This is a genomic window from Streptomyces sp. NPDC003456 (genome assembly GCF_042878735.1).
GTDB lineage: Bacteria > Actinomycetota > Actinomycetes > Streptomycetales > Streptomycetaceae > Streptomyces.
The window spans coordinates 954,664-971,916 of sequence record NZ_JBIAOK010000004.1; the positions used below are offsets into that span (position 1 = coordinate 954,664).

At 71.3% G+C, this 17,253-nt stretch carries 21 protein-coding genes; 20 read left to right on the plus strand and 1 reads right to left on the minus strand.

The window, feature by feature from the left end:
• Positions 1-227 precede the first annotated feature (227 nt).
• The 17 genes from ACFYWG_RS20450 (at position 228) to ACFYWG_RS20530 (ending at position 13,311) form a co-directional block, all read left to right on the plus strand.
• A complete protein-coding gene (locus tag ACFYWG_RS20450; protein WP_333937174.1) occupies positions 228-830 on the plus strand; it encodes a hypothetical protein in 603 nt (200 codons plus the stop codon).
• Between the two features lie 290 nt (positions 831-1,120).
• Entirely contained in the window at positions 1,121-1,540 is a 420-nt protein-coding gene (gene rpsP / locus ACFYWG_RS20455; protein ID WP_333937175.1) for a 30S ribosomal protein S16, read from the plus strand.
• A gap of 2 nt (positions 1,541-1,542) precedes the next feature.
• On the plus strand, positions 1,543-1,782 hold the full coding sequence (locus ACFYWG_RS20460) for an RNA-binding protein (protein WP_003973401.1): 240 nt from the start codon (positions 1,543-1,545) through the stop codon (positions 1,780-1,782).
• A gap of 85 nt (positions 1,783-1,867) precedes the next feature.
• A complete protein-coding gene (gene rimM / locus ACFYWG_RS20465) occupies positions 1,868-2,410 on the plus strand; it encodes a ribosome maturation factor RimM (protein ID WP_376332057.1) in 543 nt (180 codons plus the stop codon).
• Entirely contained in the window at positions 2,410-3,243 is an 834-nt protein-coding gene (gene trmD, locus ACFYWG_RS20470; protein WP_385416088.1) for a tRNA (guanosine(37)-N1)-methyltransferase TrmD, read from the plus strand. Before rimM ends, trmD begins: the two co-directional genes overlap by 1 nt.
• Positions 3,244-3,378: 135 nt before the next feature.
• The gene (rplS, locus tag ACFYWG_RS20475; protein WP_376332060.1) at positions 3,379-3,729 is read left to right on the plus strand and encodes a 50S ribosomal protein L19; all 351 of its coding nucleotides are present in this window, start codon (positions 3,379-3,381) and stop codon (positions 3,727-3,729) included.
• Positions 3,730-3,774: 45 nt separating this feature from the next.
• On the plus strand, positions 3,775-4,500 hold the full coding sequence (lepB, locus tag ACFYWG_RS20480; protein WP_376332062.1) for a signal peptidase I: 726 nt from the start codon (positions 3,775-3,777) through the stop codon (positions 4,498-4,500).
• Positions 4,493-5,584, plus strand: a complete 1,092-nt coding sequence (lepB, locus tag ACFYWG_RS20485; RefSeq protein ID WP_376332064.1) for a signal peptidase I — start codon at positions 4,493-4,495, stop codon at positions 5,582-5,584. Before lepB (ACFYWG_RS20480) ends, lepB (ACFYWG_RS20485) begins: the two co-directional genes overlap by 8 nt.
• Positions 5,472-6,437, plus strand: a complete 966-nt coding sequence (lepB, locus tag ACFYWG_RS20490) for a signal peptidase I (RefSeq protein ID WP_376332066.1) — start codon at positions 5,472-5,474, stop codon at positions 6,435-6,437. The genes lepB (ACFYWG_RS20485) and lepB (ACFYWG_RS20490) overlap by 113 nt, the downstream gene beginning before the upstream one ends.
• A gap of 180 nt (positions 6,438-6,617) precedes the next feature.
• Positions 6,618-7,391, plus strand: a complete 774-nt coding sequence (lepB, locus tag ACFYWG_RS20495; protein ID WP_385416083.1) for a signal peptidase I — start codon at positions 6,618-6,620, stop codon at positions 7,389-7,391.
• A complete protein-coding gene (locus tag ACFYWG_RS20500; protein WP_376332069.1) occupies positions 7,381-7,905 on the plus strand; it encodes an NUDIX hydrolase in 525 nt (174 codons plus the stop codon). The genes lepB (ACFYWG_RS20495) and ACFYWG_RS20500 overlap by 11 nt, the downstream gene beginning before the upstream one ends.
• Positions 7,906-7,961: 56 nt before the next feature.
• Positions 7,962-8,270 carry a DUF2469 domain-containing protein gene (locus ACFYWG_RS20505; RefSeq protein WP_003993268.1) on the plus strand — a complete coding sequence of 103 codons (309 nt, stop codon included), beginning with the start codon at positions 7,962-7,964 and terminating at the stop codon, positions 8,268-8,270.
• 115 nt (positions 8,271-8,385) lie between these two features.
• Positions 8,386-8,748, plus strand: a complete 363-nt coding sequence (locus ACFYWG_RS20510) for a YraN family protein (RefSeq protein ID WP_383506172.1) — start codon at positions 8,386-8,388, stop codon at positions 8,746-8,748.
• Positions 8,749-10,374 carry a YifB family Mg chelatase-like AAA ATPase gene (locus ACFYWG_RS20515; RefSeq protein WP_389202610.1) on the plus strand — a complete coding sequence of 542 codons (1,626 nt, stop codon included), beginning with the start codon at positions 8,749-8,751 and terminating at the stop codon, positions 10,372-10,374.
• A complete protein-coding gene (gene dprA, locus ACFYWG_RS20520; RefSeq protein ID WP_389202612.1) occupies positions 10,371-11,543 on the plus strand; it encodes a DNA-processing protein DprA in 1,173 nt (390 codons plus the stop codon). The genes ACFYWG_RS20515 and dprA overlap by 4 nt, the downstream gene beginning before the upstream one ends.
• Positions 11,544-11,816: 273 nt before the next feature.
• Positions 11,817-12,659 carry an RNA polymerase sigma factor WhiG gene (gene whiG / locus ACFYWG_RS20525; RefSeq protein ID WP_383506181.1) on the plus strand — a complete coding sequence of 281 codons (843 nt, stop codon included), beginning with the start codon at positions 11,817-11,819 and terminating at the stop codon, positions 12,657-12,659.
• Positions 12,660-12,753: 94 nt separating this feature from the next.
• Complete coding sequence (locus ACFYWG_RS20530; RefSeq protein ID WP_389202792.1) at positions 12,754-13,311, plus strand: TetR/AcrR family transcriptional regulator; 558 nt, start codon at positions 12,754-12,756, stop codon at positions 13,309-13,311.
• Positions 13,312-13,398: 87 nt separating this feature from the next.
• Here ACFYWG_RS20530 and ACFYWG_RS20535 read toward each other — a convergent pair whose 3' ends face one another.
• Positions 13,399-14,016: a murein hydrolase activator EnvC family protein gene (locus tag ACFYWG_RS20535; protein WP_385415937.1), complete on the minus strand. Its 618-nt coding sequence runs from the start codon at positions 14,014-14,016 to the stop codon at positions 13,399-13,401.
• A 273-nt stretch (positions 14,017-14,289) separates the two neighbouring features.
• Here ACFYWG_RS20535 and rpsB point away from each other — a divergent pair, with 273 nt between their 5' ends.
• The 3 genes from rpsB (at position 14,290) to pyrH (ending at position 17,132) form a co-directional block, all read left to right on the plus strand.
• Complete coding sequence (rpsB, locus tag ACFYWG_RS20540; RefSeq protein WP_389202615.1) at positions 14,290-15,180, plus strand: 30S ribosomal protein S2; 891 nt, start codon at positions 14,290-14,292, stop codon at positions 15,178-15,180.
• Between the two features lie 173 nt (positions 15,181-15,353).
• Positions 15,354-16,190 carry a translation elongation factor Ts gene (tsf, locus tag ACFYWG_RS20545; protein WP_376332082.1) on the plus strand — a complete coding sequence of 279 codons (837 nt, stop codon included), beginning with the start codon at positions 15,354-15,356 and terminating at the stop codon, positions 16,188-16,190.
• Between the two features lie 183 nt (positions 16,191-16,373).
• Complete coding sequence (gene pyrH / locus ACFYWG_RS20550) at positions 16,374-17,132, plus strand: UMP kinase (RefSeq protein WP_376332084.1); 759 nt, start codon at positions 16,374-16,376, stop codon at positions 17,130-17,132.
• The last annotated feature ends 121 nt before the right edge of the window (positions 17,133-17,253 follow it).

The window sequence follows — 17,253 nt, forward strand, 5'->3', positions numbered from 1 at the left end:
GCCTCTTGCGCCCCCGCGGACCCCCACCGCACCGGCGTGCGCAGATGCCCTACGCGCCGGTGCGTAGCGGGAAGTACGCCCCGGCTTGTGGTGAGCTGCGAGGCTTCTCCGCACATCGGCGCACCCGCCCTCGTCGGGACGCATCAGAGCAAACTGACGGGTACGTGCAAAATATTTGGGATGCCCCGGAATCGGAACACTGGGGCACCCCGGCTCGTTGTCATTACGTGAGCACGACACAGACACCACCTGTTCTCGCCGCAGAGCTGGCACAGGCGTGGGCCGACATTCAGCGGTACCACCCCGAGCTGCCCGACCTTGCCGCGCCAGAGTCCCTGATCGGGGAGTCGTCGTCCGCGTGCGGTCACGAGCTCTCCTTCGAGCGACTGCTCCATGAAGCAGTCCATGGCATCGCCGCAGCCCGCGGCGTACGCGACACCTCCCGTGCGGGCCGCTACCACAACCGCAGATTCCTCGCGATCGCCGAGGAGATGGGCCTGGACCACCCCGAGGAACCGCATCCCAGCAGCGGCTTCTCGCTGGTCACGCTCACCCCCGAGGCCAAGCGCCGCTACCGCCCGACCATGGAGCGCCTCCAGCGCGCCCTGAAGGCGCACACGGCGGCCACCTCCTCCGACACCTCCCGCACCTTCCGGGGCCCGGCCGCGCGGCACGGCTCGTCCGGCGGCGGCGTCCGCGTCAAGGCGGTCTGCGACTGCGGCCGCAACGTCCGGGTCGTCCCCTCGGTCCTCGCCCAGGCGCCCATCGTCTGCGGCGGCTGCGGCAAGCCGTTCCGCATCCCCGACGTCGTGGGAGCGGTGGCCGGCTGACGTCTCCCACCGGCATCTCGTGGCTGCCGGTAGGACCGAAGCCGGGGAGTGGCCGGCACCCGACGTGTCTCACCTCCACGCCGGGTGCCGCTCCGGCGTGCCCGCGCACCGGCCCCTCGCCCCCGGCCCGGAGCGGCCCGCCGCGTGTGGCACAATGGCTAGCTGTACTCGACAGCCGCACAGGACCCCTCTCTCCTCCGGCTGACGCGTCCATCGGGCACTCGGGTACCGCAACCCCACGCGGCGTCTCGCCGTGCCCAACCACGTCAAATCCAGGAGATTCCACTCCCGTGGCAGTCAAGATCAAGCTGAAGCGTCTGGGCAAGATCCGTTCGCCTCACTACCGCATCGTCGTCGCCGACTCCCGTACCCGTCGTGACGGCCGTGCGATCGAGGAGATCGGCAAGTACCACCCGACGTACAACCCGTCGGTCATCGAGGTCGACGCGGACCGTGTCGCGTACTGGCTGGGTGTCGGCGCGCAGCCGACCGAGCCCGTGCTCGCCATCCTCAAGAAGACCGGCGACTGGCAGAAGTTCAAGGGCGAGCCGGCTCCGGCCCCGCTCCTGACGCAGCCCGAGAAGGCCGCGCGCCCGTCGTTCGAGGCTCTCGGCGGTGACGACGAGGGCAAGGGTGAGGCGATCACCCAGAAGAAGAAGGCTGAGAAGAAGGACGAGGCGGCCGCCGACTCCGCTTCGACCGAGGCCTGAGCATGCTCGAGGAGGCTCTCGAGCACCTCGTGAAGGGCATCGTCGACAACCCCGACGATGTGCAGGTCGCCTCGCGCAACCTGCGCCGCGGGCGAGTGCTCGAGGTCCGGGTCCACCCGGACGACCTCGGCAAGGTGATCGGCCGCAACGGCCGTACCGCTCGCGCCCTGCGCACCGTCGTGGGCGCCATCGGCGGTCGCGGTGTCCGCGTCGACCTCGTCGACGTGGACCACGTCCGCTGACGCTTCCGCAGCAGCACCGGCTCGGGCCGGGGAGGGCCACTGGGCCGTCCCCGGCCCGCAGTCGTATGACAGGAGAATGGACAACGTGCAGCTGGTAGTCGCACGGATCGGCCGTGCCCATGGCATCAAGGGCGAGGTCACCGTCGAGGTGCGGACCGACGAACCCGAGCTGAGGCTCGGCCCCGGCGCCGTGCTCGCCACCGACCCCGCCTCCGCGGGACCCCTCACCATCGAGACGGGCCGCGTCCACAGCGGCCGCCTCCTCCTGCGCTTCGAGGGCGTCGCCGACCGCACCGCGGCCGAGGCCCTGCGCAACACCCTCCTCATCGCGGAGGTCGACCCCGAGGAACTTCCCGAGGGCGAGGACGAGTACTACGACCACCAGCTCATCGACCTCGACGTGGTCACCGCGGACGGCACGGAGGTCGGCCGCATCACGGAGATCTCCCACCTGCCCACGCAGGACCTGTTCATCGTCGAGCGCCCCGACGGCAGCGAGGTGATGATCCCCTTCGTCGAGGAGATCGTCACCGAGATCGACCTCGAGGAGCAGAAGGCCGTCATCACCCCGCCCCCGGGCCTGATCGACGACCGCGCCGAGGTGGCCTCCAGCCGGGACGAGTCCTGATGCGCCTCGACGTCGTCACGATCTTCCCCGAGTACCTGGAACCGCTGAACGTCTCCCTCGTGGGCAAGGCACGCGCGCGTGGACAGCTCGACGTCCACGTCCACGACCTGCGCGAGTGGACCTACGACCGGCACAACACCGTCGACGACACGCCCTACGGCGGCGGTCCCGGCATGGTCATGAAGACCGGGCCCTGGGGCGACGCCCTGGACTCCGTCCTCGCCGACGGCTACGAGGCCGGCTCCCGCGAGCCCGTCCTCGTCGTGCCCACCCCCAGCGGCCGCCCGTTCACCCAGGAACTCGCCGTCCACCTCTCCGAGCGCCCGTGGCTGATCTTCACCCCGGCGCGCTACGAGGGCATCGACCGCCGGGTCGTCGACGAGTACGCGACCCGCATGCCGGTGTACGAGGTCTCCATCGGCGACTACGTCCTGGCCGGGGGAGAGGCGGCCGTCCTGGTCGTCACCGAGGCCGTGGCGCGGCTGCTGCCGGGCGTCCTCGGCAACGCCGAGTCCCACCGCGACGACTCCTTCGCGCCCGGCGCGATGGCCAACCTCCTGGAAGGCCCCGTCTACACCAAGCCGCCCGAGTGGCGCGGCCGGGACATCCCCGACGTGCTGCTCAGCGGCCACCACGGCAGGATCGCCCGCTGGCGGCGTGACGAAGCCCTCAAGCGCACCACCGCCCACCGGCCCGACCTGATCGAGCGCTGCGACCCGAAGGCCTTCGACAAGAAGGACCGCGAGATGCTCTCGATCCTCGGCTGGGCACCGGACCCGGCGGGGGAGCCGTACGGCCGATTTTGGCGCAGGACCGACGGCGTGGAAGAATAGCCAGCTGTTGTGCCCAGGTCCGGCGCGCGCCCCTGCCACAGGGGGAGACGACGCCCGTCCGACCGGCACGGCCCCGATTCCGAAACACCTAGTTTCCGTTGATGACCTGTGGCATCAGCGAGGAAAGCAGACGAAATGTCTCACCTGCTCGACACCGTCGACTCCGCGGCGCTGCGCACCGACGTCCCCGCCTTCCGCCCGGGCGACACGGTCAACGTGCACGTCCGCGTCATCGAGGGCAACCGCTCCCGTGTGCAGCAGTTCAAGGGCGTCGTGATCCGCCGCCAGGGCTCCGGCGTGCGCGAGACCTTCACGGTCCGCAAGGTCTCCTTCTCCGTCGGCGTCGAGCGCACCTTCCCGGTGCACACCCCGATCGTGGAGAAGATCGAGCTCGTCACCAAGGGTGACGTCCGCCGCGCCAAGCTGTACTACCTGCGCGAGCTGCGCGGCAAGGCCGCCAAGATCAAGGAGAAGCGCGAGAACTGAGCGCTCTCCGGAGTCCGCCCCGGAGCCGGATAGCATCTGGCTCCGATGGACACCGAAGCACAGCACACGGAGCGCGACCGCTCCTCCCGCCCTTCCGACGCCGGGCAGCCGGCCTCGGACTCCGCAGGGCCGGAGGAACGGTCGCGTTTCGCGTTGCTGACGAGGCCCGGCTCCTGGTTCCCCGGCGGCCGTATCACCCTCACCCTGCTGCTCTGCCTGCTGTTCACGCTGCTGGTCAGCACGTTCGTGCTGCGCCCCTTCCAGATTCCCAGCGGTTCCATGGAGCCGGGATTGAGGATCGGCGACCGCGTTCTCGTAAACAAGTTGGCGTACCGTTTCGGTGCCGAGCCGCAGCGGGGAGACATCGTCGTGTTCGACGGCACCGGGTACTTCGGGCACGCCGACTACGTCAAGCGCGTTGTCGGTGTGGGCGGGGACCGCGTGGTCTGCTGCGACGAGGAGGGGAGGATCCAGGTGAACGGCCGGCCGGTCGACGAGTCGGGTTTCCTGTACCCCGGCGACAGCCCCTCCGCCGTGCGCTTCGACGTCGTCGTGCCCCGGGGCAGGCTGTTCCTCCTCGGCGACCACCGCAGCCGCTCCAGCGACTCCCGCGACCACCTCGGCTCGCCCGGCGGCGGCATGATCCCGGTCGGTGACGTCATCGGGCGCGCCGACTGGATCGTCTGGCCCTTCGGCCACGCCACCGGGCTCGACCGCCCCGGCGCCTACGCACGCGTGCCCGACGCCGGAAGGGCGGGCGCCCATGGGTAACCGCGGCAAACCGCGCGGCGTCCCGGTCAGCCCCGCGGAGAACCTGCTGCCCACCGGCGCCCGGCGTACCTCCGCGCCCTCCAGCGGCCGCACGCGCGCCGAGCGGCGCCGGCTCCAGCGCAAGGTCAAGCGGCGCCGCAGGCGCAGTGCCGTCAAGGAGATACCCCTCCTCGTCGGCGTCGCCGTCCTCATCGCCCTCGTCCTGAAGACCTTCCTCGTCCAGGCGTTCGTCATCCCGTCCGGCTCCATGGAGCAGACGATCCAGATCGGCGACCGCGTCCTGGTCGACAAGCTCACCCCGTGGTTCGGCTCCAAGCCCGCGCGCGGGGACGTCGTGGTCTTCAAGGACCCCGGCGGCTGGCTCCAGGATGAGCAGACGGCCCCCAAGAAGGAGGACCCCGTCGTCGTCAAGCAGGTCAAGGAAGGGCTCACCTTCATCGGCCTGCTGCCGTCCGAGAACGAGAAGGACCTCATCAAGAGGGTCGTCGGCGTCGGCGGCGACCGCGTCACGTGCTGCGACGCCCAGGGACGCGTGACCGTCAACGGCATCCCCCTGAACGAGGACTACCTGTACCCCGGAGCCGCCCCGTCCGACACGCCGTTCGACATCACCGTCCCCCAGGGGCGGCTGTGGGTGATGGGCGACCACCGCAACAACTCCGCGGACTCCCGCGCCCACCAGAACACCGACTACGGCGGCACGGTGTCCGAGGACGAGGTCGTCGGCCGGGCCATGGTGATCGCCTGGCCCTTCGGGCACTGGACCACGCTGGACGAACCGAACACCTATGCCTCCGTGTCCGACTCGGCCACCGGGTCGACCGCCGCTCCCGAACCGTCGCATAGGGTTGCCCCTTACGATGCGAACGGAACGATCCAGCTCCCGACTCCTGCGGAACTCCCGCTCGTTATGGGAGTGGTGGGCCTGCGCCGAATCTGGCGCGGGCAGCGGCACAGAGTGAGGAGTTGGCGTGGGGGATGTGGCGGTCGGCGCACGGTCCGGACACGACGGCGAGGAGCACCGCGGACGCCCCGCGCAATCCGCCGTCCCGGCGGCGGACAGCGCCGTGACCTCCGGGAATGACTCCGGGGCAGCAGCCGAGGACGACAGGGTGACGGGCGAGTACACGACAGCCGATGACCACGGGCCGGGCGGGACGCCGCGGGCACCGAAGAAGCCGCGCTCCTTCTGGAAGGAGCTGCCGATCCTGGTCGGCATCGCGCTGGTCCTGGCGCTGCTGATCAAGACCTTCCTGGTGCAGGCGTTCTCCATCCCCTCCGACTCGATGCAGAACACCCTCCAGCAGGGCGACCGCGTCCTGGTCGACAAGCTCACCCCGTGGTTCGGCTCCGAGCCCGAGCGCGGCGAGGTCGTCGTCTTCCACGACCCGGACAACTGGCTGGCGGGCGAGCCCCTCGCCGACCCGAACGCGCTCCAGACGTTCCTCAGCTGGATCGGCCTCATGCCGTCCTCGGAGGAGAAGGACCTCATCAAGCGCGTCATCGGCGTCGGCGGCGACACGGTCGAGTGCAACGGCACCGGCCCCCTGAAGGTCAACGGCAAGGCGCTGGACGAGGTGTCCTACGTCTACGCCGGCAACACGCCGTGCAGCCAGGACGACCAGGGCGGCCAGTTCAAGGTGAAGGTCCCCGAGGGCTTCATCTGGGTCATGGGCGACCACCGGCAGAACTCGCGGGACTCCCGCTACCAGCAGGCCGACAAGCACAACGGCATGGTCCCCGTGAAGGACGTCGTGGGCCGCGCCGTCGTCATCGCCTGGCCGGTCGACCGCTGGGACACGCTGCCCGTGCCGGACGCCTTCGACCAGAGCGGTCTGGCCGCCCAGGCGGCCGCCGCGAGCTGGACGGTCGCGCCGCAGGGCCTGGCGGTGGCCGGCGTGCTGCCGGTGGTGTGGTGGCGCCGCCGGAAGCGGTGACGCCGGAGCACGGATCCTTCTGATCCGAGGACGCCGTGGCGTGCGAGGCCGGCGCCCGGAAGCCTCCGAGGCCGGGCGCGGCGGCGTGGTGCGGCCGGTGAAGCGGCACGGCTCGGTCGGTGAAGGCGATGCCGGGCATGGGCTGACCAGGAACCGTACCCCCGGGTAGGGTGCGGACCCATGGGTGGCGAGAGCATGACGCACACGGCCCCGCGCGGCGGCGGCTCAGGAACGGGCCCGGTGGGCAGCCGGACCGGACAGCGGTTGTCCGGGCTGGCCGTCGCGCTGGGCCTGGTGCTGTTCCTGGGAGGTTTCGCCTGGGGAGCGGTGGTCTACCTGCCGTACACCGTGCCCACCAGCTCCATGACCCCGACGATCGACGCGGGCGACCGCATCCTGGCGCAGCGCGTCGACGGCGGCGACGTGCGCCGCGGCGACGTCGTCGTCTTCAGGGACACGAACTGGGGCGACGCGCCCATGGTCAAGCGCGTGGTCGCCGTCGGCGGCGACACGGTCTCCTGCTGCCAGGACGGCAAGCTCAAGGTCAACGGCAAGGAGATCGACGAACCGTACCTGCCGGACGGAACCCCGGCGGAGATCACCGGCTTCCCCACGGTGACCGTCCCGAAGGGCCGACTCTTCCTGCTCGGGGACGAGCGCGGCAGCTCCATGGACTCCACCGCCCACCTGACCGACGCAGCCGGCGGCACGGTGGCCCGCTCCACCGTCGAGGCCCGCGTGGACGCCGTCGTCTGGCCCATGGACGGCATGCTGAAGCGCCCCACCGGATTCGAGCCGCTCGGCTCCCTCTCCTCGCCCGGCCCCCTGCGCACGATCGGCCTCCTGGTGGTCGTCGGCGCCGTGCTCGTCCTCGGCGGCGGCGCGTACGGGCCCGTCGCCAAGCGCACGGGCGGGGCCCGGCGTACGGACGCGGAGCCCGCCCGTGCCGGCTGAGACCGTGGGCACGGGCCAGGACACCTACCAGGGCGGGCTGCGCAAGGTGGCCCGGGTCGTGCTCCTCGACCCGCAGGACCGCATCCTGCTGCTGCACGGGCACGAGCCGGACGATCCCGCCGACGACTGGTGGTTCACGCCCGGCGGAGGGGTCGAGGGCGACGAGACCCGTGAACAGGCCGCTCTGCGGGAACTCGCCGAGGAGACCGGCATCACCGACGTCGACCTCGGACCGGTGCTGTGGCAGCGGCACTGCTCGTTCCCGTTCGCGGGGCGCCGCTGGGACCAGGACGAGTGGTACTTCCTGGCCCGCACGGACCGTACGGCGGTCGCCGCCGCCGGGCTGACCGAGCTGGAACGGCGCAGTGTCGCCGGAGCGCGCTGGTGGACGTGTCCGGAACTGACCCGGGCACATGAGACGGTGTATCCGACCAGACTCGCCGGGCTGCTGCGCACGCTGCTCGACGAGGGTCCCCCGGCCAGGCCTGTGATCCTCGACCCGGAAATCGTCTAGGGGCTCACGGGACTGGCGCACAATGGGGGGATCGCACGGCTGAAGGGGAACATGCCATGAGCGCCGAGGACCTCGAGAAGTACGAGACCGAGATGGAGCTGAAGCTCTACCGGGAGTACCGCGATGTCGTCGGTCTGTTCAAATACGTGATCGAGACCGAACGGCGCTTCTACCTCACCAACGACTACGAGATGCAGGTGCACTCGGTCCAGGGTGAGGTGTTCTTCGAGGTGTCCATGGCGGACGCCTGGGTGTGGGACATGTACCGGCCGGCGCGCTTCGTCAAGCAGGTCCGTGTTCTCACGTTCAAGGACGTGAACATCGAGGAGCTGAACAAGAGCGACCTGGAGCTGCCCAGCGGCTGACCGCCGCTTGGTCACCCGAGTGGGTGACGACGTTGTCCACAACGGCTGAGCCGTCCACCAAGATCCACTTCTTGGGTGCGGCTGCGTGATCGTTGGCGCCGGAGGTGGTGCCGACATGAACGCACGCAGTGCGATGGGCAGGTACGGAGAGTCCCTGGCGGCCCGGCGGCTGGCCGAGACGGGGCTGACGGTCCTGGAGCGCAACTGGCGCTCGGGCCGCAGCGGCGAGATCGACATCGTGGCCAGGGACGGGGACGTCCTGGTCGTCTGCGAGGTGAAGACCCGCAGGGAGGGGCCCTTCGAGCACCCGATGGCGGCCGTGACCCCGCAGAAGGCGGAGCGGCTGCGCGATCTCGCCGAGCGCTGGATCCAGTCCCACGGAGGGGCCCCGCCCGGCGGAGTCCGCATCGACCTGGTCGGAGTGCTCCTGCCGGCACGCGGTGCCGCCGTGGTGGAGCACGTGCGGGGGGTGGCCTGAATGGCATTCGCCCGTACGTGTTCGGTGGCGCTGGTGGGCGTCGAGGGCGTGGTCGTCGATGTCCAGGCGGACCTGGAGCCGGGGGTCGCGGCCTTCACGCTCGTGGGACTGCCCGACAAGAGCCTCACGGAGAGCCGGGACCGGGTCCGCGCGGCCGTGGTCAACTCCGGAGCGGCCTGGCCGCAGAAGAAGCTCACGGTGGGCCTGAGCCCGGCTTCCGTCCCCAAGTCCGGCAGCGGTTTCGACCTGGCCGTCGCGGCGGCGGTCCTCGGCGCGGCGGAGCGCATCGACCCCCGGGTCCTCGCCGACATCGTGATGATCGGGGAGCTCGGGCTGGACGGCCGGGTCCGGCCGGTCCGCGGAGTCCTCCCGGCGGTCCTGGCGGCGGCGGACGCGGGCTACGAGCAGGTGGTGGTCCCGGAATGCGCGGTACCGGAGGCATCGCTGGTGCCCGGGGTGTCGGTGCTGGGGGTGCGGAGCCTGCGGCAGCTGATCGCGGTGCTCGCCGATGAGCCCGTGCCTGACGAGGAGCAGGACGAGCCGGGCCGCCCGGACCCGCTCCTGGCCGGCCTGCGCGTGCCGGGCACGGGCGCGGCCACCGGCATGCACAGTGCGGGAGCGGCCCAGCACGATCACGGCCACGACCTGGCGGACGTCGTCGGCCAGACCTCGGCGCGCACAGCGGTGGAGGTGGCCGCGGCAGGAGGACACCACCTGTTCCTGGAAGGGCCCCCCGGCGCCGGCAAGACGATGCTCGCCGAGCGGCTGCCGACCCTTCTGCCCAGGCTCGGTCGGCAGGAGTCCCTGGAGGTCACGGCGGTCCACTCGGTGGCAGGCCTGCTGCCTCCGGGCAAGCCGCTGATCGACGTTGCCCCCTACTGCGCCCCGCACCATTCGGCCACGATGCAGGCGCTGGTCGGCGGCGGCCCGGGGATCGCCCGGCCCGGCGCGGTCTCCCTGTCGCATCGCGGTGTGTTGTTCCTCGACGAGACGCCGGAGTTCAGCAGCCAGGCCCTCGACGCGCTGCGCCAGCCGCTGGAGGCCGGGCACGTAGTAATCGCGCGCAGCGCAGGCGTGGTGCGCTTCCCGGCGAGATTCCTGATGGTGCTCGCGGCCAACCCGTGCCCGTGCGGGCGGTTCTCGCTGCGCGACACTCTGTGCGAGTGCCCTCCCTCGGCGATCCGCCGCTACCAGGCCAGGCTCTCCGGTCCGCTGCTCGACCGCGTGGACCTGCGGGTCGAGGTCGACCGCGTGACCCGGACCGAGCTGACCGCGCGCGGCGCCCATGGCGAGTCCACGGCCACGGTCGCCGACCGGGTACGGGAGGCCCGGGAGCGAGCGGCGGAGCGTTTCGCCGGCACCCCTTGGGGCAGCAACAGCGAGATTCCCGGCCGTGAGCTGCGCAGCCGCTGGTGCGCCGTCCCCGGCGCGATGGACGAGGCCGAGCGCATCCTCGAACGGGGCATCCTGACCGCCCGGGGCCTCGACCGGGTGCTCCGGGTCGCCTGGACGGTCGCCGACCTCGTCGGACACGACCGCCCCGACGCGACGGACGTCGCCCTTGCCCTCCAGTTGCGCACGGGTGTGCCGCGCGGCGTGCCCATGGCCATCGGGGCGATGACGTGACCGACACCGACACCGGCACCCACGAACGGGACGACGAGCTCGTCCACCGCGTCCATCTCACCCGCGTCATCGAACCCGGCGACGAGGCCGCAGGCCGATGGGTGCGGGAACTCGGGGCCGCGGAGGTGACGCGGCGGCTGGCGGACGGCGGGCCGGCACTGCCCGGGGCGAGCGCGAAGCGGTGGGCCGGGATGGTCGCCCGGGCCGCGGTGGCCCGGCCGCGACGGGACCTGGATGCCGCCCGGGAGGCCGGCGTGCGGTTCGTGTGCCCCGGGGACGCCGAATGGCCGGGACAGCTCGACGACCTCGGTGACGCCCGGCCCCTCGGGCTGTGGGTGCGCGGACCGGCCGGCCTGCGCATCTGGGCACTTAAGTCGGTGGCGGTCGTCGGCGCCCGCGCCTGCACCGAGTACGGGGCCCACATGGCCGCCACCCTCGCCGCCGGCCTCGCGGAGCAGGGCTGGGTCGTGGTGTCCGGCGGCGCCTACGGCATCGACGGAGCCGCCCACCGGGGCGCGCTCGGCGCCGGGGGCGCCACCGTCGCCGTCCTGGCCAGCGGAGTCGACCGGCCCTACCCCCGCGGACACACCCGGCTGATCGGCAGGATCGCCGAGCAGGGCCTGGTGATCGGCGAGTTGCCTCCCGGCGAGCACCCGACGCCCAGCCGGTTCATCCTGCGCAACAGGGTGATCGCGGCGCTGACCCGCGGCACCGTGGTCGTCGAGGCCGCCCACCGCAGCGGCTCCCTCGCCACCGCGAGAGCGGCGCGGCGCCTCGGCCGGCACACCATGGGTGTCCCGGGCCCGGCCACCAGCGCACTGTCCGCCGGGGTCCACGCACTGCTGCGCGACGAGGCGGTCCTGGTCACCGACGCCGCCGACGTCGTCGAACTGGTCGGCGACATCGGGCAGCTCGCACCCGAACGCCGGGGCCCCGTACTGCCCCGGGACCTACTGGAACCGGCCACCCGGCAGGTGCTCGCAGCCCTCCCGGCCCGGGGGGCCGCCGGGCCGGACGACGTCGCGCGCCGCGCCCAGACCGCGCCGGACGACGCGATCGCGAGACTGTACGAACTCCGAGCACTCGGTTACGTCGAACGACACGGCGACGGCTGGAAGTTGACACGCCAGGCGGTGATGTCGGTCCGGGACGGGCGGCGGCCGGGCTGACGTCCGGGGTTCGGCCGTCCGGGGGAACCCTCAGAGCCCTTGGAAATGCGCCCAGTTGGGCTTCTCGGGTTGTCACACCGACCGGATGCGAGGGCGCTCGCGGGCGCCCCGAGGAACGTATCTGCGCGTGCTCGCGCCCCCGTCACTCGCTCACCGCGACTCCGCAGTCACGCTACGCTCACGAGGATCCCGACACGGACAGAGCAACTCGACAGCAGACAGACAGCCCACCTCAGCAGCACCCCTGCGCAGCAGAACGGCACAAGGCGACGAATGCCCCAGCACACCTCCGGGTCCGACCGGGCGGCGATCCCCCCAGCCGCCCGTGACGGTGGCAGCGCGCGGCCGCCCGCTCCCTCGACGCTCGACGAGTTGTGGCGGTCCTACAAGGCGACGGGGGATGAGCGGTTGCGCGAGCAGCTGATCCTGCACTACTCGCCGCTGGTGAAGTACGTCGCGGGCCGGGTCAGCGTCGGACTGCCGTCCAACGTGGAGCAGGCGGACTTCGTCTCGTCGGGAGTGTTCGGGCTGATCGACGCGATCGAGAAGTTCGACCTAGACCGGGAGATCAAGTTCGAGACGTACGCGATCACCCGGATCCGCGGGGCCATGATCGACGAGCTGCGCGCCCTGGACTGGATCCCGCGCTCGGTGCGGCAGAAGGCGCGCAACGTGGAGCGCGCCTACGCCACCCTCGAGGCGCGGCTGCGGCGGACGCCGACGGAGGGCGAGGTGGCCGGCGAGATGGGCATCGCCGTCGAGGACCTCCACGCGGTGTTCAGCCAGTTGTCCCTGGCCAACGTGGTGGCGCTGGACGAGCTGCTGCACATCGGCGGCGAGGGCGGCGACGGGCTGAGCATGCTGGACACGCTGGAGGACACCGCCGCCGACGATCCGGTCGAGGTCGCCGAGGACCGGGAGCTGCGCAGGTTCCTGGCGCGGGCGATCAACACGCTGCCCGACCGGGAGAAGACCGTGGTCACGCTGTACTACTACGAGGGCCTCACCCTCGCGGAGATCGGCAACGTGCTGGGCGTGACCGAGAGCCGGGTCAGCCAGATCCACACCAAGTCGGTGCTCCAGCTGCGAGCGAAACTGGCGAGCTTCGGCCGCTGACCCGGGCACATGCCGTCGGCTCGGCCGAAGGCACTCCCGTCGGGCGGGACGCGTCCGTAGAGTGGTTGACGTGCCAAGGATTCGAGCGGCCTCCGTGGCCGAGCACCGGTCGATGCAGCGAGCCGCCCTGCTGGACGCGGCTCGTTCCTTGTTGTCGGAGGGCGGTACGGAGGCGCTGACCTTCCCGGCCCTCGCCGAGCGGACGGGACTCGCGCGGTCGAGCGTCTACGAGTACTTCCGGTCACGGGCCGCCGTCGTCGAGGAGTTGTGCGAGGTCGACTTCCCGGTCTGGGCGGCCGAGGTGGCGGCGGCGATGGGGCGGGCGGGGACGCCGGAGGGCAAGGTCGAGGCGTACGTGCGCCACCAGCTCCTGCTCGTCGGCGACCGGCGGCACCGGGCCGTGGTGGCGATCTCGGCGAGCGAGCTGGACGCCGGGGCCCGGGAGAAGATCCGCGCGGCGCACGGCGGACTGGTCGCGATGATCGTCGAGGCACTGGGCGAGCTGGGGCACGCCCAGCCGCGGCTCGCGGCGATGCTGGTCCAGGGGGTCGTGGACGCGGCCGTACGGCGGATCGAGCTGGGGGCGGCCGAGGAGCCCGAGGCGATCACGGACGCGGCGGTGTCGATGGCCCTGCGGGGTGTGCGGGGCTGAGCCCCGCGAGGGCCGGTCTCCCGTCCGGACCGCCGCGGCGGCACCGGATGGCGTGAGCGGCAGCGCAGGGGGCGTGGCCTGTGACGCTCACGAGTCCGGCACCGGCAGCAGCCGGGACGGCCCCCGGTGCAGCAGCCAGGGCGGGAGCAGGGACAGCGGGTCCAGGTAGGTCTCGCCCCGGCGCAGGCCCCAGTGGACACAGCCGGCCGTGCAGTGCGAGCCGGTCGCCGCCACCGTGCCGATCACCTGGCCGGCGGTCACTGCGTCGCCCTTCTCCACCGACGCCGTCACCGGCTCGTAGGTCGTACGCAGCGGCGGATCGCCCGTACCGGTCAGCTCCACCGCGACGACGCCCTTCCCGGCGACTCTCCCCGCGAAGGACACCGTCCCCGCGGCCACCGCCCGTACCGGCGCGCCCGGTGGTGCCGTCAGGTCCACGCCCCGGTGGCCGGCCGCGTACACCGTCGCCGGCGGTTCCCAGCCGCGCAGGACCGGTGGCCGCGAGCCCACGGGCCACACCCGGCCGAGGGCGGGGACCGAGGGGTCCGCGGCCGGTTCCGTGCGGTCCGGCTCGGGCGCCGCGGGGTCCGCGGCCGGGCCGCCCGCCGCGAACAGGGGCGGCGGCGGGGCCAGCAGGGCCGTCGCTGTCAGGACCACCAGAAGGACCAGGCGCGTGATCACGCGCACACATCGTTTCGCTCGCATGCGGAAAATCGTGGCGGAACGCCCCCGTCGCCGCCCGGACCTGTGGACCGCCGCCCGCTTGTGGACATCGGCGTCACCCGGGGCCTCCCGGGTCCCGTACACTTCTGGTGGCGATCCGGGTCACCGGGTCGACTTCGCACGCCCCGATACGACGGCCGGAGACGGTCCGTATCTGCGCCCCTCGGTCCCTCGTGGCACGGCGCGCAGCGGGCGTCAGGCGCGGGAGCCGTCCGGCCCCCGCGGCACAACCGAGAAATTCGAGGAGATACGGCCATGGCCGTCGTCACGATGCGGGAGCTGCTGGAGAGCGGCGTCCACTTCGGTCACCAGACCCGCCGTTGGAACCCGAAGATGAAGCGCTTCATCTTCACCGAGCGCAACGGCATCTACATCATCGACCTGCTCCAGTCGCTGTCGTACATCGACCGCGCCTACGAGTTCGTCAAGGAGACCGTCGCCCACGGCGGCACGGTCATGTTCGTCGGCACGAAGAAGCAGGCGCAGGAGGCCATCGCCGAGCAGGCCACCCGCGTCGGCATGCCCTACGTCAACCAGCGCTGGCTGGGCGGCATGCTCACCAACTTCTCGACCGTCTACAAGCGTCTGCAGCGCCTCAAGGAGCTCGAGCAGATCGACTTCGAGGACGTCGCCGCGTCCGGTCTGACCAAGAAGGAGCTTCTCGTGCTCTCGCGTGAGAAGGCCAAGCTGGAGAAGACCCTCGGCGGTATCCGCGAGATGCAGAAGGTGCCCAGCGCCGTCTGGATCGTGGACACCAAGAAGGAGCACATCGCGGTCGGTGAGGCCCGGAAGCTGAACATCCCGGTCGTCGCGATCCTCGACACCAACTGCGACCCCGACGAGGTCGACTACAAGATCCCGGGCAACGACGACGCGATCCGCTCCGTCACCCTGCTCACCCGCGTCATCGCCGACGCCGTCGCCGAGGGCCTCATCGCCCGCAGCGGTGTCGCCACCGAGGGCAAGGGCGAGAAGGCCGCGGGCGAGCCGCTCGCCGAGTGGGAGCGCGACCTGCTCGAGGGCGAGAAGAAGGCCGACGAGGCCGCTCCGGCCGACGAGGCTGCTCCGGCCGACGAGGCTGCTCCGGCCGCCGAGGCCGAGAAGCCGGCCGAGGGCGACAAGCCGGCCGAGGCCGAGCAGGCCTGACCCGTCAGTCCGGGGTGACGGCGGGAGCGGCACGGCAACCAGCGCCCACCGGCGCGGTGAAGTCCGCTCCCGCCGTTCACCCGTAGGTCAGCGGAAGGACAGCGCGTTCCTGCTCCATGGAGCGCATCCGCAGATCTTCGATCTTCCAGACTTCGAGAGAGATTCACAGACTCATGGCGAACTACACCGCCGCCGACGTCAAGAAGCTCCGTGAGCTCACGGGCGCCGGCATGATGGACTGCAAGAAGGCGCTGGACGAGGCCGAGGGCAACGTCGAGAAGGCCGTCGAGGCGCTCCGCATCAAGGGCCAGAAGGGCGTCGCCAAGCGCGAGGGCCGCTCCGCCGAGAACGGTGCCGTCGTCTCGATCATCGCCGACGACAACTCCTCCGGTGTCCTCGTCGAGCTGAAGTGCGAGACGGACTTCGTCGCCAAGGGCGAGAAGTTCCAGGCCGTGGCCAAGACCATCGCCGAGCACGTCGCCAAGACCTCCCCGGCCGACCTCGAGGCCCTGCTCGCCTCCGAGATCGAGTCCGGCAAGACCGTCCAGGCGTTCGTCGACGAGGCCAACGCCAACCTGGGCGAGAAGATCGTCCTGGACCGCTTCGCGCAGTACGCCGACGGCTACGTCACCGCGTACATGCACCGCACGATGCCCGACCTGCCCCCGCAGATCGGTGTCCTCGTCGAGCTGGACAAGCCGAACGCGGAGATCGCCAAGGGCGTCGCCCAGCACATCGCCGCCTTCGCGCCGAAGTACCTCTCCAAGGAGGACGTCCCGGCCGAGGTCGTCGAGTCCGAGCGCCGCGTCGCCGAGGAGACCACCCGCGCCGAGGGCAAGCCCGAGGCCGCGCTGCCGAAGATCGTCGAGGGCCGTCTCAACGGCTTCTTCAAGGACGCGACGCTGCTCGGCCAGCCCTACGCGCTCGACAACAAGAAGTCCGTCCAGAAGATCCTGGACGAGGCCGGTGTCACCCTGAAGCGCTTCACGCGCATCAAGGTCGGCATCTGAGTCCGTACCGCGATCGGCGCCCGGCCCCGATAGGGTCGGAGCAGTCGTCCGTGTACGCCGTCACATGAGTGGCGGACGACAGCAGATCTGACGAGGAGGCCATTGCCGTATGGGATGCGAATCACGCCCCACCGGCAATGGCCTTCTTCGCATGTGCACCACGTGAAAGAGGCGGGATCCCCCATGACGACCAAGGCCCAGAAGAGCGACGACGGCAAAGTACCCGGCCGGTTCCTGCTGAAGCTGTCCGGAGAGGCCTTCTCCGGAGGCGGCGGCCTGGGCGTCGACCCCGACGTGGTGCACAAGATCGCCCGCGAGATCGCGGCCGTCGTGCGCGACGGGGCGCAGATCGCCGTCGTCATCGGCGGCGGCAACTTCTTCCGCGGCGCCGAACTCCAGCAGCGTGGCATGGACCGGGCCCGCTCCGACTACATGGGCATGCTCGGCACGGTCATGAACTGCCTCGCCCTGCAGGACTTCCTGGAGAAGGTCGGCGTGGACTGCCGCGTGCAGACCGCCATCACCATGGGCCAGGTCGCCGAGCCCTACATCCCGCTGCGCGCCGTGCGCCACCTGGAGAAGGGCCGCGTGGTCATCTTCGGCGCCGGTATGGGCATGCCGTACTTCTCCACCGACACCACCGCCGCCCAGCGCGCGCTGGAGATCGACGCCGAGGCCCTGCTGATGGGCAAGAACGGCGTGGACGGGGTCTACGACTCCGACCCCAAGACCAACCCGGACGCCGTGAAGTTCGACCACCTCGGCTACGGCGAGGTCATCACCCGCGACCTGAAGGTCGCCGACGCCACGGCCGTGACGCTGTGCCGCGACAACAAGCTCCCGATCGTGGTCTTCGAGCTGCTCGCGGAGGGCAACATCGCGCGGGCCGTCAAGGGTGAGAAGATCGGCACGCTGGTGGGGGACGCCGGCAGCCGGGACTGAGGTCCCCGAGAACAACCCCGTCCGGGGGACGGACGGGACGGAGCCGGGCCGGGGGATGGACAATGTCCCGCCGGTCGGGAACCGTGCAGAAGAAGACGCGACGCAGCCGGCCGCCGCCCCT